Raw genomic sequence first — 22,434 nt, 5'->3', positions numbered from 1 at the left:
AATTTAAGGGTTTTGAAAAAGGGGCAAAGGTTCCTTTGCCCCTAAAAACCAACAAAAAGCACAAGGAGCAAAAAAATCAACCGGGTGTAGTAGTTAGCACAAACTCGGTTGTTTTATCTTCGGTGACGATCTGGCCGTCGAACAGCCTGATGATGCGCTGCGAATAGGATGCGTCGCGTTGTGAGTGAGTAACCATGATGATGGTGGTACCGTTTTTGTTCAGGCTCTCAAGGAGGTTCATCACCTCATCACCATGGGTTGAGTCGAGGTTACCGGTAGGTTCGTCAGCCAGGATAATATGCGGTTTGGCTACAACGGCACGGCAAACGGCCACCCTTTGCTGCTGGCCTCCTGAGAGTTGCAGGGGGAAGTGATTCCGGCGGTGCATGATCTGCATTTGCTCAAGCACTTCCTCCACCCGCTTTTTCCTTTCAGAAGAGCTATAGCCCAGGTAAATGAGGGGGAGTTCGACGTTCTCAAATACGCTTAGTTCATCGATCAGGTTAAAGTTCTGGAATACAAAACCAATGTTCTTTTTGCGGAGGTTGGCGCGCTGCTTCTCGCTGAACCTGGAGACTTCCTGGTCGAGGAAATTGTATTGCCCGCCTGTTGGGTTGTCCAGGAGCCCAAGGATGTTCAACAGGGTCGATTTTCCGCATCCGGAAGGTCCCATGATGGCAACAAACTCGCCTTCCTTGATTTCAAAGGAGACCTGGTTCAGGGCAGTGGTTTCCACTTCTTCTGTGCGGAATACTTTCGTTAAGTCAACAGTTTTGATCATGGTTGTAGTGTTTAATAGGGTGTTGAATAATCTTTTAAGGGTTTATCTGAAGATCAGCCTGTCTTTGCCGCCAAAGCCATCGTATGAGGAAACGATTACCTTTTCACCGGGTTCGAGGCCTTCAATTACTTCGTAATGGTGTATGTTTTGGCGACCTATGCTTATGTTGCGTTTTACGGCTTGCGATCCCGAAGCATCAAGCACATAGATCCAGTTACCACCGGTTTCCTGATAAAATCCACCGCGGGGAATGATGAGAGCTTCGCTCACCCCGCTGAATTGCAGGCGCAACTGGATGGTCTGTCCCCGTCGCAGGGATTCAGGCGCTTCTTCGAGAAAATGCAGGTCGACTTCAAAGGCACCCCCGGTAATATTGCTGTAAATCTTGGATATCTCCAGCCGGTAAGTCTTGCCGCCATATTCAAATTCGGCGTTTTGGCCAATGTGGGTCCGGCTTACATAACGTTCATCAATGCGTGCCCTTAGTTTATAGCCATCAGTCTGGTCGATCTGTCCAAGGTTTTCGCCTGCATTTTTGGTTTCCCCCACCTCTGAATCAAAAGAGGAGAGTTGACCGCTGATGGGTGCACGAACAATGAGGTTATCCAGGTTCCGGTTCAGCATCCTGATGTTTTCCTGCATCCGGGTTATGGACTCCATGATGCTTTTGAGCTGGGTTGCCGTATAAAGGGAATCGTGACGCATGGTGCGGACAGCAATGTCGTAACGGCGCATGGCATAGTTGAAGTCACGTTCAGCGTTTTCATATTCTTCCAGGGAGATTACCCCTTCCTCGTAAAACTGTTTCTTGCGTTCAAAGTCCTTGCGGGCAAAATCAAGCTGATAATCCAGGTCGGCCAGCTGACGCTCGAGGGCGAATTTGTTTTGTTCGAGGCTTAACTGTGTGTTCTGGTAATTGTTGAGCACCTCCAGGGCATGGTTTTCCTGCTGGATGTATTGCATTTCCATGCTTAGGTTCGACAGACGGAGAATTTTGTCCCCTTCATTGACCACAGCGCCATCACGAATATAGATCTCTTCGACGCGGCCGCCAAAAACGGCATCGACGTAAATGGTCACCAAAGGCTGAACCACCCCGTCGACCGGAATAAACTCCTGGAAACGACCTTGTTCAACACTGGCGATGGTCAGTTTATCCTTTTCGACATAGAGTCGGCTGGATTTGTCGCGGAAGAACAAAAGGTAAATGATAAAGAGCCCGAAAAGGACTGCTCCTGCAATGAGGGCAATCTTTTTTGGCGTCCATTTCTTTTTTTCAATAACCCTGTCCATAAATATCGTCTAAGAATGAAAGAGAAAAATTTCGCATAAGAGTAATCCAATACCATGCCATTAGGTGTAAAATATTGTTTTTCAAAAATATAATAAAATTTAATTGTAGAATATTTCAAAAAAGTGTACGTTTTCGTGCATGGTCTGTATCAGAACGAACAACAAAATGACATATAAAGTTATAAGAAATGCCTATAAGGCTCTTTCGAAAGGAATTAAATCCGCTGATTTTCCTGCTTGCTTTTCAATCATAGATGATCTGTTATTAAACTCCTTTAAATGAAACGGTATCCCACCCCCAATTCAAAATAATCAGCTCTGAAAAGGTGCGACTTCAGGCTCAGGTTGATGAGCCATTTTTCGGTCAGGTGATGTCGAAAGCCTATCCGGTTATACCCTGGCCCGTCTTTGGTGTTGGCGGCATATAAATAGAAACCCTGGTGTATGATGAAAGCTGTTTTTCCGAACCACTGTTCATAAGAAAAATGAAGTCCCGGTTTCAGGAGCCCGGCGGGGGAGGCAGGCAACTGGTCCTTTCGCCTCAGTACTTCTCTGTCAGAAAAACCCCAGAACAGGTCGGCTCCCAAACCCAGACTCACCTTTTCAGAAAGGTTCCGGCTGAAGGTTGTGCTGAGCGTAAACTCCATATAGGCAGGTCCTCCGGGAGGATACAGGCGGGTATAACCAGTGGCCCCGAATACCCGTAAGGAATAATTTTCCCGTTTTTCCATTGGGGCCTGTTGCATTGGGGCAGGAGGAATAAATTCATACGCCAGGACAAGTTTGAGGGCGGGAATGTTCAGCCCTTTGTTGGGCGTGCGTGTCTTGCCATTGCTGAAGTGCGTCATGCCATACCCGGCGCGCATGATCCAATTCCCAGGCAATGGAAATTGCAGTTCGAGACTTGTGTTCATCAGGATATTCAGCGGGTTGCTAATGGCGATATTCAACTCATTCTCCGGCTCGGTGTAATAATTGGTGAGCCATGCCGCCCCCAGTCCATAGCGTAGATTAAGGGAAAGCTGGTTTTTTCTGACCAGCGGGATGCTGATATGGGGGAACAAACCCCAGGCATGTCCTAAAACCTCAGGATAACCCAAATCGGCATACAGGAAGGTAAAGCCCAGTTCGGGCGATTGATAGTTGTGATGCCAGGATTTCAGTCCGCTGGGGAAACCCGAAACACCCAGGTGGATCATGGGGAAAACACCAGTTTTAAGTGGATCCATACCGGGAGCATGGGGCCAAACCCATGCAAGATAGCCTGCCGTCTCTATCCTTGAGAAATGAAAATCCGAAGCACCTTGCGATCTGGCGGGCTCAGTCCCGGCAAGGCTTAATCCCCAAATGAATATCCAGAAATAATAAAACCGCTTCATGCACCTTGATTATCAATCCCCCTCATACAAATATATTCCTTTTGTCCCACAAGCCTTGTATATATTTGTTGCTACCTTTGTCAAAAAATTTGATGATGGATAAACGATTAAGCAAGTTTGCAGAACTGCTCCAAATCATGGATGACCTGCGGGCAAAATGTCCCTGGGATAAAATACAAACCCTGGAAAGCCTCCGCCATTTAACCATTGAGGAAACGTATGAACTGGCTGATGCCATCCTTGAGAATGACCTGGAAGAAATAAAGAAAGAGCTTGGCGACCTGATGCTTCACATTGTTTTTTATGCCAAGATTGGAAGTGAAAAAGGAGCCTTCGATATTGCCGATGTGCTCGAAGGCATCAATGAGAAGTTGATACGGCGCCATCCCCATATTTATGGCGATGTCGAAGCCAATACCGATGAACAGGTAAAGGAAAACTGGGAAAAGATCAAGCTGAAGGAAGGAAAAAAGAGGGTCTTGTCGGGGGTTCCCAACTCGCTGCCTGCGATGGTGAAGGCTTACCGGATACAGGATAAGGCTCGTGGTATTGGCTTTGACTGGGAACATCCAGGACAGGTGTGGGAAAAAGTACAGGAGGAGCTTAATGAATTGCGCGAAGAGATCGAGAAAGGTACCAGCCATCAAAAAATTGAAGAAGAATTTGGTGACCTGCTTTTCGCTCTCATTAACTACTCCCGTTTTATTCATGTGAACCCTGAGAGTGCCCTCGAGCGTACCAACAAAAAGTTTATCCACCGTTTTTCCTACCTTGAGGAGAAAGCCGCAAAATCCGGCAAGGAATTGAAAAAAATGAGTCTATCAGAGATGGATGTCTTCTGGAACGAAGCAAAGGATTATGAATAATGATTCTTTTTCTTCTGAAGGGCCTTTAAAGCCCTTTTTTTTGTTTTTTTTCAACAAGTATTTTGTAAAACAATATCTTTGGCAACAAATTTTACAACCATGATTAAAGTAGAACAATTAACTAAGGAATTTTCCTTATCCAAAAAACAAATGGCTGAGGCAGGTGCACAAACCTCCAGCCTTCGGGTTTTGGATAATATTAGCTTTGAATGCAAACCCGGCCGCATTTTTAGCCTGCTGGGACCCAATGGAGCAGGTAAAACCACCACCCTGCGGATCATCTCCACCATCCTTGCTCCAAGCGGTGGCTCTGTAAAGGTCTGCGGCTACGACCCAAGCAGGGACGGCTCAAAGGTCAGAAGTCTTATTGGCTTTCTTACCGGAACCACCGGCCTTTACGAAAGGCTGACCCCTGACGAACTCATCGCGTACTTTGCAAAACTCAATGGCATTGAAAAGCCGGTTTATGAAAAGCGCAGAGAAGAATTGTACACGCTGCTGGGCATGCACGATTTTGCCAAAAAACGCATTGGGAAGCTTTCCACCGGGATGAAACAAAAGGTGAGCATTGCCCGTACCATGATTCACGACCCCGAAGTGATTGTGTTTGATGAACCTACCGCAGGACTCGATGTGATCGCAGCTAAAAACATCATCGAGCTGATACGCGATTGCAAAAACAAAAACAATACGGTGATCTTCTCCTCGCATATTATGAGTGAGGTTGACCTGCTCTGCGATGATCTGGCCATTATCCACCAGGGGCGCATTCTGTTTAACGACACCATGGAACTTTTCCGTAAGGAAATGAAAACCGACAATATCACTGAAGAATTCATCCGTGTGGTCGCAGAAAGCAATTAATCCGGGTTTAAGCATCACCAAAAAAGTCTCTTAAAAATGAAAAATATCATTACCATAGCCTCCAAAGAATTTCTGGATACCCTGCGCGACAAGCGCACCCTGATCATGATGGTCATTATCCCCATTCTGATCTTCCCTTTAATTTTTTCGTTGATCACTAAACTACAGCAAAACGTCATTAATAAAGAACAACGAAGCTCGCTGGTCACAGGAGTCATTAACCTTGATCAGGAGAATGGCCTGGAGAAATTTCTAAAAGGTCATGAAGCACTCACCATTGTCTCTGTTCAGGATCAGGCCCAGCTGGAACAACTGATTCGCAAGGACAGCTTGCAGATTGGTGTTATCATTGAAGAAGGCTTTACCGAGAATCTTGTCAACCTAAAAAGCGCCAAAGTAAACGTTCTGTATTCTGAAACCAAACTAACCATCAGGGAGCGCTTTTCCGGCCTTCTGAATGTGTATGTCTCACAGATCCTCAAAGACCGGATTGCTTCCCAGGGCCTTGAAGAAAGTTTCATCGAACCGGTCAAAACCGAATATATCAACGTAGCCTCCGAGCAGGAAGTCATCGGAAAGCTGGCCGGGGGATTTTTGCCCTACCTGTTTGTGATCTTTTGTTTTATGGGGTCCATGTATCCCGCCATCGACCTGTTCACGGGTGAAAAGGAACGCAAAACCCTTGAAACATTGCTCACCTCGCCGGTTTCCCGCCTTGAGATTTTGGTGGGCAAAATGGCAGTAGTCGTCAGTAGTGGCCTGCTGTCAGCAGTGCTTGCCATCGTCGGTCTTTTTGTCGCCGTTCGCACCACTGTCGGTATGCCCGACATCTTTGCCGGAATGATTTCAGGGATGTTGTCTGTTAAATTTGTATTACTGCTTCTGGCCATGCTCGTGCCCCTTACCATTTTCTTTGCAGGGGTCATGGTGCCGCTCACCATTTATGCCAAAACGTTCAAGGAAGCCCAAAGCATCTTGTCACCAATGACCTTCTTTGTGATTTTTCCTGCCGTCATTGGCTTAATGCCCGGTATTGAGTTAACCACGGTTACGGCCCTCATCCCCATTGTCAATATTTCGCTGGCTACCAAGGAAATCCTTGCAGGAACCATTCAAACGCCCCTGTTGTTGATTACCATTGTATCGCTTATCACCTATGCTACCATTTCTGTTTTGTTCTGTGTAAGATGGTTTGGCAAGGAAACACATATATTAAGGTAAATGAGCCCTGAAGGATTCCCATGATTCCCTGAAGCTTCTTTCGGGGAATGTTGTGGAATAAGTCTTTAATAATTATAATGAAAAAAGCTGTTTAGTGCGTATTTATATTCTTGCATTTTGTAGCCTTTTTCTGGCTACCCAGGCTTCTTCAGGCCAGACCATCACTGTTGAGGGTGAAGTGATGGGTTTGTGGAATTATGATACCGTAAAAGTGACCGGCGATATTCACATAGCCGAGGGATCCACACTGATGATTGGCTCAGGTGTGGTGGTGCAGTTTCAGGGTTATTTCAACTTGCTTGTTCTTGGCGATATCCAGGTACTTGGGGTTCCTGATAACCCCGTATTGTTCACCGTCAGCGATACCACGGGTTTGTATGAACTGAATACGCCAGCCGGGGGCTGGAATGGCATTTCCCTGATGGCCACACCTGAAAAGAATTGGGTTAATGCCTATTTTGAATACGCCCATTTTGAATATGCCAAGGCCTGGCAGGGCGATACTTTGCATCACGGGGGTGCCATCTATATGTCCGGGCCGGTGGAAGCCACTTTTTTGAACTGCTCCTTCGCCCAAAACCGGACCTATTTGAGCGGGGCGGGGATGTATTTTAACAGCACCTCTCCAAGGGTCGAACGGTGTATCTTTTCGGAAAATCAGGCTGGTCATACCCCTCCCCTGGAAGAACAATATGGTTATGGGGGCGGGCTTTGCGGCCTGAACACCAAAGCGGTCATCCGGGGAAATGTCTTCACTGGAAATGCTTCCACAGGAATTGGCGGGGGGATGAGTATTGACGAAGGTGACCCCATCATTGAGCACAATATTTTTGAAGCCAACGGCAGCCCACTCGGCGGAGGATTAGGCATCCTGCGCTCCCAGGTTTCAGGTACTATCTCCAACAATTTGGTCCTCCACAATACCGCCATGTTCTTTGGCGGCGGTATGGCGCTGATCAACACCCGCGCCAATATTTCAAACAATACCATTGTCGGGAATTATGGAGGTTATGGGGGCGGACTGTATTTTAATGCTGAGGCATTCGTCAAGGTGTACAACACCATCCTGTGGGGCAACTGGGCCAACAGTACTACCGGTGGTTCGGTCTTTATTTGGGATTCCAACTCCATCCCTAATTTTTATAATTGCACCATTGACGGGGGCCAGGAACTTTTTGATGGAGCAGCCTTTCAGGGTGAGTTTATTGGGAATATCAGCACAGATCCGGTCTTTTCAGGAGAAGGTCAATGGCCATGGCAGCTTGAACCGCAGTCGCCCGCCATTAATGCAGGCAGTGAAGATCCTGGCTTCTTGATGCTTCCCGAATTTGACCTTTCAGGGACTCCCCGCATTCAACTGGGGCGCATTGATATGGGTGCCTTTGAAGCCGATAGTATCCTGCACACTGCTGTACCCATTATTGAAACAAAGGTCCTTGACATCCAGGTTTTCCCTAACCCGGCTTTGGATCATACTTCCATCCGCCTTCATAATGCCATTCCCGGGCCAGTTCAAGTGCTGGTATTCGATACCAGGGGCCAACTGGCAGGCAGGGTTTACGATGGTTTACTGGAGCCCGGGAGTTATGAGTTCAAACTCGATCTGCCGGCTTCAGGCCTGCGTAAAGGCGTTTATTATATTGTAGCAAAATCAAAAGAGGGAAAGGCCTCTGCCAGGCTTCTGGTTTTTTCACGATAATCGATGCCGAGCCTCAGATTACGTGCTGTTCAGTTAAAAAATACTCCAGATCGTAAAAGAAATCTTCGTATTTATTACGCGCTTTCTCATCAAGGGGCGCCAGGGTCTGCACCTGCTTGATCTTACGCATTTCCTTCTGGAATTGTTTCAAGTCGAAAAACTCACTCACATTACAGAAAAGAACCAGGAAGTCAGGGACGGGCGTGTCGGTAACGATGGCCCCCTCGGTGCTTTTGTTGCCCAGCAGGAATATAGGCATGCGGTATTGCCGGTAATGAAAATGGTATAAAGGGAAACCGGCTTTCTGGCTTTCCGAAAAGGAATGGGTGTAATCGCCGATTCGCTTGAGTTCAATACTCAGCTGCTGGTTCATAAGCCAGGCCAGGCGGTAATCCTTCTGGGTGGTAAACACCGAGAAAACCGTAAAAGGGGATTCGTAACCAAGCTTTAAAGCAATTTTTTTCGGCATAAATCAGATGGCCTTTGGCTGAATGGCTTTCTTGCAAAAGTAAGGAAGATTACCTTATGGAAAAGAAATCATTCCCCCTGATCGCCATTATTCACAAGTTTTTCCCAGGCCTCTGCCGCAGCTTTTTGTTCTGCTTTTTTGATAGAATAATCCTGGCCGCTGCCTGCAACTTGTCCATCCACTAAAAGGTTCACCAAATAAAGGCGGTTCTTCTTCCCGTTTTCAATTTCTTCCACCAGGACAAAATCTGCCGTTTTCCTTTCCTTCTGGCTCCATTCAATGATCTTGCTTTTGAAGTTGATTTCCTTGCTGACAAGCTCTTCCATGTCGAGGTGGCAGGCAATGATCTGGTGGATCAGGATCTTTTGCGTAAACCTGTAACCCTTGTCAAGGTATATGGCTCCCACCAGTGCTTCAAAGGCATCGCCAGGGATGGATGATCCGGCAATCTTTCCATCAATACTTGTTTCAATCAGTCGGTTCAGGCCCAGTTTTTTTGAGAGGGCATTAAGATTGGAGCGACTCACGATGCGCGAGCGCATTTCTGTCAGAAACCCCTCATCCTTATAGGGAAACTTTTTAAAAAGAAAATCAGCAATGATGGAGCCTAATACAGCATCGCCCAAATATTCAAGCCGCTCATTGCTATGCTTGAATCCATTGGTCAGAGGGGTGGCTGCTGAACGGTGTCTCAGGGCCAGCTTATACAAGGCCAGGTTACCGGGATAATAACCTAAAATGTTCTTTAAGGCATCTCCCAGCGCTTTGTCAGAAGCGTGGGTTTTTCTTAGAATGGAATGAAAAAAGCGCAAAACCGTATTCCTATTGCAGAAATTTTCTGAAGGCTACGCAAGCATTGTGTCCACCAAACCCAAACGTATTGCTCAAAGCTACATTAATCTCCCGTTTCACTGGTTTGTGAAAGGTGAAATCAAGCTTCGGGTCAATTTCCGGGTCAAGGTTGAACTGGTTGATGGTGGGGGGAACGATGCTGTATTTCATGGCCAGGATGGTGGCAATGGCTTCAATGGCCCCTGCCGCCCCCAATAAATGCCCCGTCATCGACTTGGTGGAGTTAATGCTGATTTTGTATGCGTGTTCCCCAAAAAGATTTACGATGGCCCTGGGTTCGGAAATGTCGCCCAAAGGGGTTGAAGTCCCATGGGTGTTGATGTGATCCACATCTTCGCGTTTCAGGCCACCATCTTCGAGGGTATATTTCATAACATTAAAGGCACCCAGTCCATCGGGATGGGGACTGGTCATGTGGTAAGCATCGGCCGAAAGGCCACCTCCAACCATTTCTGCATAGATCTTTGCACCCCTAGCCAATGCATGATCCAATTCTTCAAGGATGATACAACCGGCACCCTCACCGATCACAAAACCATCACGGTCCTTGTCGAAAGGTCTTGAACCAGTAGCAGGATCATCATTGCGCTCGCTGATGGCCTTCATGGCGCCAAATCCACCAACACCAGCTTCATTAATGGCGGCCTCTGAGCCACCGCTAAAAATGATATCCGCTTTTCCCATTCGAATCAGGTTGAAACTATCAACCAGCGCATTGGCGGCCGAAGCACACGCAGAGGTGGTGGTATAGTTGGGGCCCCTGAATCCATATTTTATAGAAATATGTCCGGCGGCGATATCCGAAATCATTTTGGGAATAAAGAAGGGACTGAAACGCGGGGTTCCATCGCCCTGAGCAAATTCGGTAATGGCCTCCAGAAAAGTCTGAAGCCCGCCAATGCCACTGCCCCAGATAATCCCGACCCGGTCAGCATTGACCTTTTCAGGATCAATGCCCGCATCCTTTATTGCTTCATCTGCAGCAATGAGGGCATACTGGGCATAGGGATCGTATTTCCGGATCTCTTTCCGGTCAAAATAGGCTGTCGTATCAAAACCTTTGATTTCGCAGGCAAACCGGGTCTTAAATTTCGAAGCGTCAAATCGGGTTATTGGAGCTGCCCCACTGACACCATTAAGCAAACCGTTCCAGAATTCTGGAACGGTATTGCCTATAGGAGTAAGAGCGCCTAATCCTGTAACTACTACTCTTCTGAGGTTCATCTAAAGCGCTTTAGGTTCTACTTATTGATTTTTTTCAATATATGCAATAGCATCACCTACAGTGCTGATCTTCTCAGCTTGATCGTCAGGAATGGCAAGGTTGAATTCTTTTTCAAATTCCATGATGAGCTCAACAGTATCCAGTGAATCTGCTCCCAAATCATTGGTGAAGCTTGCTTCAGGGGTAACTTCTTTCTCATCTACACCAAGCTTATCAACGATGATAGCTTTTACTCTTGTTGAAATGTCTGACATGGTTTCTCCTTTTTTTGTTTAAAACAGGATGCAAAGAAAATTATTTAATTGAAATTAACCAACTTTTTCCATCCCTAATTTCACTAAATCGCTGTAATATATTGTTTTACACAATTTTGCATATAACTAAAACCTTAGTTTAAAAGCAAAATTCTTTAAAAAATCATGGGTTTTTATTGTATTTTCTGACAATTTTTGGCCAAATTTGTCAAATATTTAAAAAATGTTTATCAATAATGCTGCATAAAGGTGCTAAAATAAGGCTTGCCATGCTGGCTTCAGGCAGTGGTACGAATGTAGCCAATTTTATCGAGTATTTCCGCCTGCATGATATTATAGAAGTGGCCCTGGTGGTGTCCGATAATCCTGATGCCATGGTACTGAAGCGTGCAGCCAAAACGCAGGTGCCGCATGTAGTGGTTCATAAGGAGCAATGGAAGGATCAGGAGCTGGTGATGGGTCTTTTCCGGCAGGCCCAGATCGATTTTGTCGTACTGGCTGGCTTCCTTTCCCTTGTCCCTTCCTATCTCATCCTGGAGTTTCCCGGAAGGATTGTGAATATTCATCCCGCACTATTGCCCAAATTTGGCGGCAAGGGGATGTACGGTATGCGTGTTCACGAGGAAGTGATCCGCCAGGGTGAATATCAGACAGGAATTTCCATTCACTATGTCAACGAACGTTACGACGAGGGAGAGATCATCTTCCAGGCCGGTTTCGATATTGAGCCCGATGATACCCCTGAAACCATCGCTTTAAAAACCCACCAGCTTGAATATAAGCATTATCCCCGCGTGGTGGAAGAACTGGTCCGGAAAATCATTGTATAAGCTGGCCCATTACGAATCGGATAAAAGTAAAATTTTAAGCCCGGGATTCCTCCTTTTATATCCGCATCTCTTATTGTTTTCGGGAGATGCCTGAAAGTTTATTTTACCCGGGTCTCTCTCGTTTTTCCGGCCACCCCTTCTTATGATCCTGCGATTAACCCCTGATCGGATCAAGACTTGCATCCTGTTTCATTCATAGTTCAGTCGGGTTTTAGCCGTTTTAAAACGACTAAAAACCGACTGAAACCCGTATAAACTACGACCGTGGTATGAATATGCAAGGACCCTGAAAGGATTGAAAAAAATCGAAAGAAAGCTTTTGGAAAAAAAGCTACCGGGCATTAAAACCCCCTTTGCTTCATCTTGTATGAGCCCCAAGAGGGTCATTCAAGGATTTGCAAAGGGGGCTTGAAAGTGATGCAGCGCCCTTTAATACAGGTCTTCCAGACTTATTGTATGTGTTTCAGGGCCTCTTCAACAGCATTGAGGATGGGCTGGCTTGAGATGGGTTCACCCACGGCCAGTTTCATCCATTCCTGAGGGATCAGTCGCCCAACGGTATACATCCTGTCGATTTCACTGGCCAGGTTTTTGCCTTTCAGCTGGCTTTCGACCTGGAACTCGATGAGGTGCCCTAGGGGATAAGCGCTCAGGTAAAGGGGATAGCTGATCATATGCGAGTAAATGGCCAGGATGGGCGAGTCTTCCAGGCCGAACACCGGTGCGTAATATTTGTTCCAGGTATCGATGGCGATCTCCATGGTTTTCTCTTTCAGCTGGGCAGGTGTTGCTTCGGGGTTCTCATACATCCATTGCCACACCGCCATATCCACCAGCGAAACGCCCATAATCTCATAGCAACTCCAGAAGTTGTCGAGGGCACGCATATGATCTGCATTGGGGTCGTCGGTGTCGATGCCCAGCAGCTTCAGGTCACGCATCTGGAAAAGGAATGCGGTGGTCTCAGTAAAAGCCGTATTGGGTACTCCGCTCATCATGAAATAATCCACATCATGCAGGGTGATGGTCTGCTCAAGGTTGTGGCCAAATTCGTGAACGGCAATGTTATAGCCTTTATAGTCCATGCCATTTTCCCCGATGCGGGTGCGCAGATATGAATTCTGCTCGCGCATCTGGGCTCCCCAGGCGTGGCCAGCACCGCGCGAACTTTCAACCTTCACCTTGGATGCAATGGATTTGGCACGATCGGCACTCCAGCCCAGCTTTACCAGGATATTGGGCAGATCGGCTTCGAAGGCTTCCCGTGTGGGGTATTTTGCCCCAACGATTTCGTTAAGTTGTTCTGATATGCTGCTGCGCGATTTGAAGCCATCATACCAGATGTCGAAGGGCTTCAGCGAGCGTCCCAGCCTTTGGCTGATGAGTTCACCGACCGCCTTGGCCTGGGGCGAACTGACCAGCTGTACAAACAGTTCTTCCACCTCCTGTTGCGTCAGCTCAAGGCCTGCATTAAAGGCCCGGTCGATGGCCGTAGGGTAATTGGGTGAATAGGGGTCAGCCTCTTTTGCTGCCTGGAAGTTGCTGAGCAGGTATTGGTAGCGGGTGTCGGGCTCCGGGGTGGTTTCCACGGCCTGGCCATCTTTGAAAACCTCGTTGGTGTAAGGATTCCACAGTACTTCAGGATTGTTGATCACCATTTCGGGGATGTCCTGGGCAATGATGCGTTGCATCACCTGGTAGATCATCTCCTGCTTTTCGAGGCCTTCGGCAAGGGCGTAGTTGCTCTTGATCTCGTCGCGCAAGCCCCAGTGAGTGATCAGGTGCAGGTTTTCCGGGAACAGGGCTTCGCCCTCATCGTTCACCAGCTTATCCATGATGATGTTGTACTCCGAGATGTAATTGTCCGATTCGGTACTGATCCTGGAAGCTTCCTGGTTGATGTGTGAAGGCACGCGCGAATTGTAAATGTCGCCCATCCGGGCATAGGCCCACTCAAGCCTGTTCCAGTCCGGACCCAGTTCAGCTTTTTCCTCCAGTTTGTAAAAGGGAAAGTTGAGGATGGTCATGAAAGCAAGTTTATTGCCGAAGAAGTCGTCGTCCAGGTGGGCCGAAGGCGAATAGCTGCCAAACATCACGTCCACCGGTTCGATGGGCCCCCAGTCGAGGTGCAGGGGCTTATTCAGTTCCAGGCTCATTTGGTTCATGTGGCCCCAGATCAGCTCATAATTTCTCGACAACCTATCGAACAGCGTTTTGCGGGCTTCTTCATTGCCCTGATAGTTTTCCAGGCAAAAGGCTTCAAAATCTTCAGCCTTGCCATCCTCTTCTTTCCAGAGGGCAGCCACCTGGCTCACGCCACGCTGGATAAGATCATTACGATCTGCACCGTATTTTTCCGTCAGCTGGTCAATCACCGACTGAACAGTCGTTTCTGTAATTACGCCCATGTCTTCATTTTTTTCGCGGGGAGCCTCCTGTTTGCAGGCCGTAAAAAACAAGGCCATCAGGATGCCGCAGGTCAGCATTAATTTTTTCATTGCGGGGTTCTTTTGATTGGGATGATTATGTATTGGTTTATAAACTTGATTTCAATGGTTAAAATTACTTCAATATTGGTTGAAAGAGGCCATTTCGTCCGGTCTTTTTCTGATCTTCCGGCGCTTTTTCTCGTCAACCGGGTAGCCCAGGGTAATGATCAGGGGGATTCGTTTTGTCCTGGGAATGTTCAGCAGCTTGCGCACCTTTTTCTCGTCGAACCAGCCCAGCATACAGGTTCCCAGGCCCAGTTCGGCCGCTTGCAGGCAAAAGTGAGAGGCCACGATGCCAGTGTCGATCATTGACAGGTCCTTGTCTTTCACGGTGCTGCCAATTTTTGAAAGCATTTTTGCCGGTTCCATCACCAATACTGCCATCACCGGGGCCAGTACCGCGAAACGATTGAACTGAAGCATCGGGCTGAAGGTGGCCTTGGCTACCTCAAGGCTTAGTGCCCGATCGGTGACCATCACAAACTTCCAGGGCTGGCTGTTGCAGGCTGAAGGCGCCAGCCGGCATGCCTCAAGGATGGCTTCGATCTTTTCAGCTTCCACGGGGCGGTCAGCATAGCGACGAGTGCTCTCCCGCTCGATTACCAGTTGGTCAAAATTCATAGTTTTTATTTTACTTTATTCTTTTGGCAATTCTTCGCTTTCGCGGAAGCTGAGCAACAGCTTGTAAATCACTTCCCCCGTTGCAGGGTTGTGAAACAGCAATTCTTTGCTGGCACTAAATGCCGTGGTGCTTTCCTCCTGCAGCTTGGCAAGGGTCTTATCGTAAAGCTCCTGCTCATCTCGTTCCAGGTAAAGATAGACAGGTTTTCCCGAATCGATGATTTCCCTTGCGTCAAAAGGCTTAACCCAATATTTCAGGGTGTTGTCCCAAGTGAAGTAATTATAGGTGTTGGGATAAAGTTTATCGAGTATTGGGGCGTATTCCGCACGTTTTTTACCGGTTCCCCAGACGTGGCTGTAAGTCAGGGTGTATTCAATAAAAGGCGAGCCATAGTTTTGCGAGGTGATGATGCGGTAGCTGTCGTTCTCAAGCAATTGGGCAAAATGCCAGGTGGGTATGCGAATCTCAATGTCGCTCTCCATGGCCTGGGTTTTGATGGGCAGCCATTGGGCGTGGTGCCTGATGTTGATCGCAAACAGGAAAAGTATGGCCAGGTTGATGAACAGGATGGCTCCCTTGCGGGGAAAGCTTTTTTTAACGAGTTCTGCAATGATAATGGCCATCAGGGGGGAAAGCAGCAATACCGGGATGAAATAGCGGTGGGCATAGTGTTTCCCTACCATCAGGACCTGCAGACCGACGGACAAAACTACTGCCAGCCCCAGGATGAGGATGCGCCGGTCGGCTTGCTTCCTGAACCAGGCCAGGAAAGCTGCAAGGGAGGCGGTCAGCACCAGGAAGAGGTAAAAGAAACGTTTCTCCAGTCCGATCAGTTCCCTCAGGTTTCCCCTCAGCGAAGCCAGGTCGATAATGTTTGATTCGCCCCCGCCATACTGACCGCTGTGCATAAACAAAGCCTTGATCCATCCCCAGAAGACATTCAGGCGCAGAGTCACCGGAAAAGCGATGATGAAAAACAGCAAAAGCGACAGGCCGACATAACACAGTTTTCTTTTCCATCCTTCGATGAACAGGAAAGGAATGATCCATACCGGCAGAAAGGTGAGCTTGATGGAAAGCCCGAAGGCTGAAAGCAGGGCAAACAGAAAAAGCTGGGTATTGTCAACCGGTTTTTCCTGGTACTGCACCTTGATCAACAGCACCGTCAGCAACACCAGCGGAAATGGCATCATCAGTTCAGGGGCTACCCTGCCAATCAGGTCATACCAGATGACTGGCAGGAAGGGGGCCGTTTGAACCAGCAAGGCATAAAAAACAGAGTTTGTATACTGGAGGGTTTTCTTTCCGGCATACCAGAGCAGTCCGGCAGTAAGGGCAGCAATGAAAAGGCTGGTCACGGAAAGGTAGAGGTCGGGATGCAGGAAAACATCCTCCACATAAGGTTTTGGCAGGCCCCTTACCAGCCAGGTCAGGCGAAACACCAGGGCTACGAGAAGCTGCAGGGGGGTTCCGGGATTATCTACGTGGGCCAGCTTCAGGGTTCCCTCCGATAGGGTGAGCCCGCTCATAAAATAAATATACTCAGGATCGCTTGAGCGCAGGGAAAGGTTGCCGAGCAGGTGACGAAAATAGGCTGCAAACACAATGTACAGCAGGGGAAAGATCAACAGCAGGGCCACCCGTGCCGCGGGAAGTTTTTCAATGAACCGCTTCATGGTCAAATATTTTGAATTTCATCCAGCCCCATTTCTGAAGGCGGTATTGCAGCGAGGTTTTCAACACCCCTAGCCCGTATATGGAACTGTTCTTCAAATTGATACTTGAGGCATCGTCAAAATATTTGGTCGGGCAGGTGATCTCGGCAATTTCGTAGCCCGCATACCAGATCTGGGCAAGCATCTGGTTGTCGAAAACGAAATTATCGGAATTGGCCATGAAATTAACCCTTTCCAGCACCTCGCGCGAGAAAGCCCTGTAACCCGTATGGTACTCCGATAATTTGGCATTCATCAGGAGGTTCTGAATAAAGGTCAGCCCCCGGTTGGCTAAATACTTGATCATGGGCATGCCCCCTGCCAGGGCTCCTTTGCCCAGAATTCGCGAACCAAGGACCACGTGATAAAGACCCGAGGCGATCAGGTGGGCCATGGCAGGAATCAGCTTTGGCGTATACTGATAATCGGGATGAAGCATGATCACAATATCCCCCCCGATCTGCAGGGCTTTGTTATAGCAGGATTTCTGGTTACCCCCGTAGCCCTTGTTGCGCGCGTGCTCAACAATATGGCGGATGCCCAGCCGCCGCGCCACTTCCAGCGTATCATCCTTGCTCAGGTCATCCACCAGGATCACCTCATCCACTACCGAAAAATCTATCTCATTGTAGGTCGCCTCCAGCGTCTTCCCTGCATTATAGGCCGGAAGCACCACCACAACCTTTTTGCCATTGATCATTGGCCCTTTTTTTTGACCATAAAAGTATAAAGAATTCGGATGGGGCGGCCATGCTAAGGCCTGGAAAATCTGGTTTGCTTTTTGAATAGTGGTATGTTTTCCTTTTGAAAGGTTTTTCAGAATTTCCAACCCATCGCTCATGATAATTGAAAAGGCATTTGAAGAAGCACCAATTTTTAAAAAGCATCAGAACATTTGTCTGTATTTATCGGGTCAAAAAACTGCTATAATAGAAAATTTTAAAGGCACTACATAGTGAAATAATCAGGATAAATTTCAACAAAAAGGGCATATTGTTGTTTATCATATAGCATGCTTGCAATAATATTCGCAAAATTCATTCTCAGGCAAAAAACGGTTACAGATTTTTTGATAACTCCTGAAAAGATTAAATTTGTATTTATTGCATTTTTTGGTTATTTCCTGAAGGCCAAAGACCTTGTGTAAAAATTATTTTCATTCAAAATATTCACCAAAATCAGATTTAATATGTCGAACTATCACGAACCCACCGAAGAGTTAACTCAGGAAGCGCGTAATTTTTCGCGTGCATTAAACAGCCTGAAAGAAGAAATTGAAGCCGTTGACTGGTACCATCAGCGTGTGGTCACTACCAACGATAAGGACTTGGCCGATATTATGGCCCACAACCGCGATGAAGAAATTGAACATGCCTGCATGACCCTCGAATGGCTGCGGCGCAATATGCCCGGCTGGGATGAGGAGTTGCGCAACTGGTTGTTCAAGGAAGGGGATATCATGGGCGCGCATGGCGATGACCACGAGCACGATGACCACGACCATGACGATGCCCCCAAAGCTGACGACGATTCATTAGGATTAGGAAAAATCAAAAAATAAAAAGGAGGAAAACAATGGATATTTTAAGAAAATCACTGGCGCCCATTTCGCAAAAAGCTTGGGACGAAATTAATGATACCGCGAAAGAAGTGCTCACGGCAGCGCTCTCTGCCCGCAAATTTGTAGATGTTGAAGGCCCCAAAGGCCTGGATTTTGCCGCCCTTTCCACCGGCCGCATCCAGGTACCTGCCAACCAAAAGGATGCTGTCAAATATGGCATTCACCAGGTTCTTCCCCTGGTAGAGGCTCGCATTCCCTTTGAGTTGAACGTTTGGGAACTGGACAATGTGGCGCGCGGTGCCGAAGACATTGACCTTGGCCCCATGGAAGAAGCCGCCCGTAAGATTGCACAATTTGAGGAAAAAGCCATTTACGATGGTTTTAAGCCCGGCAACATCACGGGGCTTAAAAACAGCTCAGATTACGATGCATTGACTTTCCCCGAAACTGCTGAGGAAATTATGGGTGTCATTACCCAGGCCCTGGCAAAATTCAACGCCAATGCCATCGAAGGCCCCTATACCCTGGTGCTCAACAGCGAAAAATGGCAAATGGTGAACAGCTTTATGCGCGGCTACCCCCTGCGCAAACAGATCGAAAATCTGCTGGGCGGTTCCATCATCCTGGCCCCTTTCATTAAGGATGCCTATTTGGTATCTGAAAGAGGAGGCGATTTCAAAATGGTGATCGGACAAGACCTCTCCATTGGTTACGAGTCGCATAACAATAAATCCGTTCAGCTTTACTTTACCGAATCGTTTACCTTCCAGGTGATCGATTCCGCAGCCATCATTGTGATCAAGTAAAGCGCTTTCAATCGGCTAAGCCTAAGAGGCCGTCGCAGAAACTGATCTGCCGACGGCCTCTCTTTTTATGCTTCTTTTTATGCAATAGCCATTTCTTCTTATTTTATTGATTTTCAGATCATAAAGTCCAATATGGGGCTTTTATGCCGCTTACCAGCTTATTATCTGAGTCGGAGTTAATACGGAGTTTATACGGTTTAAACCGTATAAACTCCGTATTAACTCCGTATTAACTATGGGCCAGATATGACTTTAAAAGGGGAGAAAACCCTTCAATAAGGGTATAATAATCCCGGTTTTCATATCATTGACAGGGGCGTTTCAGGAATTTTTGCTGACAGTGAATGATTGAAAGCTTATGGCTGACTTTCTTTGAAATAGTCTTCCATTACCTTCCTGAATTCGTTCATATCCATGTCGTACTGTGGGGTTTGCGAACGTTTTTCAGGGAAGTTTTCCATGTGCAGGGTTTGGGTGGGGAATGCAAAGCGGATGCCCAATTTTTCGGCCAGCCGGACGATTTCAATGAGGATTTCGTGACGGGCCTTTAGTTCTTCGGGCCAGGTGGGCACCGTAAAGAAGATGTAAAACATGATCTTCAGGGCGAAGTCGCCCATTTCGTTGAACTCGATGATGTAAAAGTCTTTACGGGTTTTGGGGCTGCGATCCACGATTTTGCGCAGTCCTTCAACAAATACTTCGATCAGGTCGGGTGGGGTATCGTAGGTTATGGCAATGTGCATATAAAAACGGCGGTACTGTCGCAGGCCGTGATTGTCGATGGTGGCATCGGCCAATTTGCCGTTGGGGACATAGGTCAGCGAGTTGCGGAAGGTTCGCACGCGGGTGGAACGAAACCCCACTTCCTCTACCGTACCGTCGATGTCGCCGCTGGTGATCCAGTGTCCTACAGAGAAGGGCTTGTCGAGAAAGATCATAAATGAGCCGAACAGGTTTTTGAGGGTGTCCTGGGCGGCCAGGGCCAGGGCCAGGCCCCCGATGGATATCCCTGCCAGCAAGGCGGTGATGTTCACGCCGATGCTCTGCAAGATGACGAGCCCGCCTATAATGATCACAAACACCCTGAGTACCTTCCTGATAAGAGGAACCACGTGGTTTTCAAGGTTAGAGTCGCTTTTTCCTGAAAGCCTTTCAAGGTAAAGCGAAAACACATCCACCAATCGGTATACCACAAAAGTGGCAAAGAAAGGCAGGATGGCTTTGAAAGCGAAAATGAAATATTTTGAGACCTCCACGGGAAGCTGCAATACCGGGAATACGATACCAATGAACACAAACACCATAAACAGGCTCAGGGGTTTGGCCACGGGCAGCAGATAGGGCCTTACCAGGCGGTCGTATCCCAGCTGGGAGGCACCGCGATAGAGCAGCCTGCTGAACACCCAGGTCAGCAGTTTATGCAGCAGAAAACTCAGGAGAATAATGATCAGGATGCCCAGGTACTGCCAGAAATACAAACCGATAAATTGCCTGGTGCCTGAGTGGGGCAGCACTTCGAGGAAGCGGTCGATGCCAAAGGGAAATACCTCGTTGTGTAATTTTTCGATTTCTTTGATGCTATGGAGGCTGTAGGTCCATTTCCCTTCCCTTTTGATCAGGTAAATGTCGGGAAACTGGGTAAGAGGAGCAAATACCATGTTCCCTGTGACTGTATCGGTATAGTGCGTGTTTTGGGGAATTTGCTCGGGGTCGATGAGGTAACCGCGCCCGTCGAGGATCTGCTTCAGCTTGATGGCAGCTTCGCGGGCCTGCTCTGGTTTCACGCCGGGATACATAAAAGCCCGGGCAGCAGAGTCGGGATAATAATTTTCGGCTTCCAGGAAATCGAGGTGGGTGCGAATGCTGTGGTAAGGACTACTCAGATTGACGCTGGCTTCCTGGTTTGCCTCAGGCAGAGAAGGCTCCTGCCCAAATCCATCAAGAAAAGGAAAAAAAATTAACCCAAGAAAAAACAGAATGAGACCAAACGCGGGAAAGGAGTTTTTAAAACGCATGCCATTGGATTTATCGAAACGAAACGCTGGGTTCGGATGAATGATTACAAAAGTACAGAAAGATGGGCAAAGGGCAAAACCACCCGGGCTTACTGACTATCCCACGCAATCATTTTTTCCGTCGCTTTTAACTAAAAATCCAAGAATGACCCGTTTAAGGTTTTAACAGGTAGCCATAGGATTTTCCGATCATGGGGAATCGGTTGTTGAGCATGATGAGGGTTGAATTGAGGACAATGCTGATCAGGACGGTCGAATAGGTGATGTTCTGAATCAATTCGCCTCCGGGCATTCCGGCCTGGGCTGGTAGGGAAGCCAGCACCGCCGAAGCAAGCCCTTTGGGTACCATCATCGACATAACGACCCGGTCATCGAGTGGGATAGAAGGTTTTACCGACATTTTCACAATAGGGATGCGGAAAGCGAAAAGCAGGAGGGTCAGGATGGTCCCTACGGCAATGGAGAAGAAATCGGTGAGCATGATGGAAACCCCAATGTAAACAAAGAAAAAAGTTTTGAGTAAAAAAACCACCTCAGCAAAAAACACGCGCTCAATTTCGTTCAGCGACTTTGGAATAATGCTTGTATAACGTTGCACCACGGGTTGTGGCACCATATCGGTATTTGCCAGGGTGATACCAAACATTAGGGCAGCAATGGCTCCGCTGAAGCCAAGCAATTCGGCAATGCCATAGATGATGAACACAAAAGCCGGGGTGGTGAATATGGAGTTTTGCAGGTTGCGCATATGGTCGATCAGGAAAGACCAGACGATGCCGCCCACCACGCCAATGACACTGGAGAACAGAAAACCTGCCATAATGCTTCCGAGCATCAATCCAAAATTCACCTGGCCCAACTTTAGGGCCTCAAAAAAGGTAAGACCCACGACCAGGCTAAGGACATTGCCGACAGCAGATTCAAGGATGAGGATGGTTTTGGATTCCTGGTTAATCTTTAATTGTGCCACCATGGGGATTACGATGGACGAGGCTGTTCCGCCAATAAAGGCGCCCAGCATAAACGACATGGCAGGATCAAAATCGAATACGACCAGTGAAACCAGCCCAACCAGTATGCTGCTGATAATAAAGTTAACGGTGGTGAGGCTGGCTGTACCTTTGATGACATTTCTCAAGACATCGAACCGCAGGTTGGTGCCTCCTTCAAAGAGGATAACCACCAGGGTGATATTGGTAAAGACACTCCCGATGCCTCCAAAAAACTGTGGGTCAACAAGTCCGGTAAAGGGCCCCAGCACCAATCCGATAATGATCAGCAAAAGGACATCAGGAATTTTCTGGCTGCGAAAAAATTCGGCAAAAAGATGGGCAAGAAAAACCAACACCCCGACAAAAACAATGATTAATGTGGTTTGAATGTCCATAGGGTGATTTTTTTCAGTCTAAGGTTTTTCCTGATTGTTCTTCTTTTGCCTGATTCTGTTTTTCATTCAAGTCAAACAAAATTAATAAATTTATCTCCATTGTTTT

At 47.6% G+C, this 22,434-nt stretch carries 20 protein-coding genes; 7 read left to right on the top strand and 13 right to left on the bottom strand.

What is annotated here, in order from left to right; translation table 11 throughout:
• Window positions 1-76 precede the first annotated feature (76 nt).
• The 3 genes from V2I46_08310 to V2I46_08300 all read right to left on the bottom strand — a co-directional run bounded on the left by V2I46_08310 (window position 77) and on the right by V2I46_08300 (window position 3,453).
• Entirely contained in the window at window positions 77-781 is a 705-nt protein-coding gene (locus tag V2I46_08310; GenBank protein ID MEE4177498.1) for an ABC transporter ATP-binding protein, read from the bottom strand.
• Between the two features lie 42 nt (window positions 782-823).
• Complete coding sequence (locus V2I46_08305) at window positions 824-2,074, bottom strand: HlyD family efflux transporter periplasmic adaptor subunit (protein MEE4177497.1); 1,251 nt, start codon at window positions 2,072-2,074, stop codon at window positions 824-826.
• Window positions 2,075-2,349: 275 nt separating this feature from the next.
• Window positions 2,350-3,453, bottom strand: coding sequence for an acyloxyacyl hydrolase (locus V2I46_08300; protein MEE4177496.1), 1,104 nt, complete (start codon window positions 3,451-3,453; stop codon window positions 2,350-2,352).
• Between the two features lie 95 nt (window positions 3,454-3,548).
• Between V2I46_08300 and mazG the strand changes: the two genes are divergently transcribed.
• The 4 genes from mazG (at window position 3,549) to V2I46_08280 (ending at window position 8,103) form a co-directional block, all read left to right on the top strand.
• A complete protein-coding gene (gene mazG / locus V2I46_08295; GenBank protein MEE4177495.1) occupies window positions 3,549-4,319 on the top strand; it encodes a nucleoside triphosphate pyrophosphohydrolase in 771 nt (256 codons plus the stop codon).
• 99 nt (window positions 4,320-4,418) lie between these two features.
• On the top strand, window positions 4,419-5,183 hold the full coding sequence (locus V2I46_08290) for an ATP-binding cassette domain-containing protein (GenBank protein ID MEE4177494.1): 765 nt from the start codon (window positions 4,419-4,421) through the stop codon (window positions 5,181-5,183).
• A gap of 36 nt (window positions 5,184-5,219) precedes the next feature.
• Window positions 5,220-6,404, top strand: a complete 1,185-nt coding sequence (locus V2I46_08285; protein ID MEE4177493.1) for an ABC transporter permease — start codon at window positions 5,220-5,222, stop codon at window positions 6,402-6,404.
• 94 nt (window positions 6,405-6,498) lie between these two features.
• The gene (locus V2I46_08280) at window positions 6,499-8,103 is read left to right on the top strand and encodes a choice-of-anchor Q domain-containing protein (protein ID MEE4177492.1); all 1,605 of its coding nucleotides are present in this window, start codon (window positions 6,499-6,501) and stop codon (window positions 8,101-8,103) included.
• A 13-nt stretch (window positions 8,104-8,116) separates the two neighbouring features.
• On the opposite strand, the gene V2I46_08275 is transcribed toward V2I46_08280, so the two are convergent.
• From V2I46_08275 to V2I46_08260, 4 genes are all read right to left on the bottom strand, one after another.
• Window positions 8,117-8,572, bottom strand: a complete 456-nt coding sequence (locus tag V2I46_08275; protein ID MEE4177491.1) for an IPExxxVDY family protein — start codon at window positions 8,570-8,572, stop codon at window positions 8,117-8,119.
• Between the two features lie 68 nt (window positions 8,573-8,640).
• Window positions 8,641-9,384, bottom strand: coding sequence for a ribonuclease III (gene rnc / locus V2I46_08270; GenBank protein MEE4177490.1), 744 nt, complete (start codon window positions 9,382-9,384; stop codon window positions 8,641-8,643).
• 10 nt (window positions 9,385-9,394) lie between these two features.
• Complete coding sequence (gene fabF, locus V2I46_08265) at window positions 9,395-10,648, bottom strand: beta-ketoacyl-ACP synthase II (protein MEE4177489.1); 1,254 nt, start codon at window positions 10,646-10,648, stop codon at window positions 9,395-9,397.
• A gap of 21 nt (window positions 10,649-10,669) precedes the next feature.
• The gene (locus V2I46_08260) at window positions 10,670-10,903 is read right to left on the bottom strand and encodes an acyl carrier protein (GenBank protein MEE4177488.1); all 234 of its coding nucleotides are present in this window, start codon (window positions 10,901-10,903) and stop codon (window positions 10,670-10,672) included.
• A gap of 236 nt (window positions 10,904-11,139) precedes the next feature.
• On the opposite strand from V2I46_08260, the gene V2I46_08255 reads away from it, so the two are divergent.
• Complete coding sequence (locus V2I46_08255) at window positions 11,140-11,733, top strand: phosphoribosylglycinamide formyltransferase (protein ID MEE4177487.1); 594 nt, start codon at window positions 11,140-11,142, stop codon at window positions 11,731-11,733.
• 449 nt (window positions 11,734-12,182) lie between these two features.
• Here V2I46_08255 and V2I46_08250 read toward each other — a convergent pair whose 3' ends face one another.
• From V2I46_08250 to V2I46_08235, 4 genes are all read right to left on the bottom strand, one after another.
• Entirely contained in the window at window positions 12,183-14,231 is a 2,049-nt protein-coding gene (locus tag V2I46_08250) for a hypothetical protein (protein ID MEE4177486.1), read from the bottom strand.
• A gap of 69 nt (window positions 14,232-14,300) precedes the next feature.
• Window positions 14,301-14,843 carry a nitroreductase family protein gene (locus tag V2I46_08245; protein MEE4177485.1) on the bottom strand — a complete coding sequence of 181 codons (543 nt, stop codon included), beginning with the start codon at window positions 14,841-14,843 and terminating at the stop codon, window positions 14,301-14,303.
• A 15-nt stretch (window positions 14,844-14,858) separates the two neighbouring features.
• Complete coding sequence (locus V2I46_08240) at window positions 14,859-16,520, bottom strand: hypothetical protein (GenBank protein MEE4177484.1); 1,662 nt, start codon at window positions 16,518-16,520, stop codon at window positions 14,859-14,861.
• Complete coding sequence (locus tag V2I46_08235) at window positions 16,504-17,259, bottom strand: glycosyltransferase family 2 protein (protein MEE4177483.1); 756 nt, start codon at window positions 17,257-17,259, stop codon at window positions 16,504-16,506. The genes V2I46_08240 and V2I46_08235 overlap by 17 nt, the downstream gene beginning before the upstream one ends.
• Before the next feature lie 489 nt (window positions 17,260-17,748).
• Between V2I46_08235 and V2I46_08230 the strand changes: the two genes are divergently transcribed.
• Together V2I46_08230 and V2I46_08225 are read left to right on the top strand one after the other, a co-directional pair.
• A complete protein-coding gene (locus V2I46_08230; GenBank protein MEE4177482.1) occupies window positions 17,749-18,120 on the top strand; it encodes a ferritin-like domain-containing protein in 372 nt (123 codons plus the stop codon).
• Between the two features lie 14 nt (window positions 18,121-18,134).
• A complete protein-coding gene (locus tag V2I46_08225; protein ID MEE4177481.1) occupies window positions 18,135-18,926 on the top strand; it encodes a family 1 encapsulin nanocompartment shell protein in 792 nt (263 codons plus the stop codon).
• 356 nt (window positions 18,927-19,282) lie between these two features.
• Here the strand turns inward: V2I46_08225 and V2I46_08220 are convergent, their stop codons facing one another.
• On the bottom strand, window positions 19,283-20,941 hold the full coding sequence (locus V2I46_08220) for a mechanosensitive ion channel family protein (GenBank protein ID MEE4177480.1): 1,659 nt from the start codon (window positions 20,939-20,941) through the stop codon (window positions 19,283-19,285).
• Window positions 20,942-21,095: 154 nt separating this feature from the next.
• Window positions 21,096-22,328: a cation:proton antiporter gene (locus V2I46_08215; GenBank protein ID MEE4177479.1), complete on the bottom strand. Its 1,233-nt coding sequence runs from the start codon at window positions 22,326-22,328 to the stop codon at window positions 21,096-21,098.
• Window positions 22,329-22,434: the final 106 nt, after the last annotated feature.

Source organism: Bacteroides sp., assembly GCA_036351255.1.
Lineage (GTDB): Bacteria > Bacteroidota > Bacteroidia > Bacteroidales > UBA7960 > UBA7960.
The sequence above is the reverse complement of the archived record's forward strand: the minus strand, read 5'-3'. Positions and strand labels throughout refer to the sequence as shown.